This is a genomic window from Bradyrhizobium sp. NBAIM08, from assembly GCF_020193935.1.
In the GTDB taxonomy this organism is placed as follows: Bacteria; Pseudomonadota; Alphaproteobacteria; order Rhizobiales; family Xanthobacteraceae; genus Bradyrhizobium; species Bradyrhizobium yuanmingense.
In genome coordinates this window covers 1-405 of the sequence record NZ_JADYVR010000924.1, presented here as the reverse complement: position 1 = coordinate 405, position 405 = coordinate 1, and the positions used below count along the sequence as shown (strand labels likewise).

The window sequence follows — 405 nt, the reverse complement described above, 5'->3', positions numbered from 1 at the left end:
CCTCATTGCGGCCGCCAATTTCGCGAACCTCGTGCTGTCGAGACAGATGATCCGCGGCCGCGAGGTCGCCCTCCGTTCGGCGCTCGGCGCGTCGAGGACGCGGCTCTTCCGTCAGCTGGCGACCGAGAGCGTTTGCGTCAGCATCGCCGGCGGCGTGCTCGGCGTGGGCATCGCATTCGGCGGACTTGGGCTTCTGCGGTCGCTGGCGACCCGCGTCACCCCGCGCGCCGAGGAGATCACGATCAATCCGATGGTGCTCGGCTTCGCGATTGGGGTGAGCGTCCTCGTGGGCCTCGCAGCCGCGCTCGTACCGCTGTTCCGGCGCGGGGGCAGTTTGAGTGATTCGCTACGTGCCGGCTCCGTGACGTCAACCGGCTCGCGCCACGACGGCCGGCTGCGCAGCGC

1 protein-coding gene is annotated in these 405 nt (G+C 70.1%); it reads left to right on the top strand.

The features are described from left to right. Positions 1-405 (top strand): FtsX-like permease family protein (locus I6F37_RS42750; protein ID WP_225154791.1); only part of this gene is annotated, 405 nt, incomplete at both ends.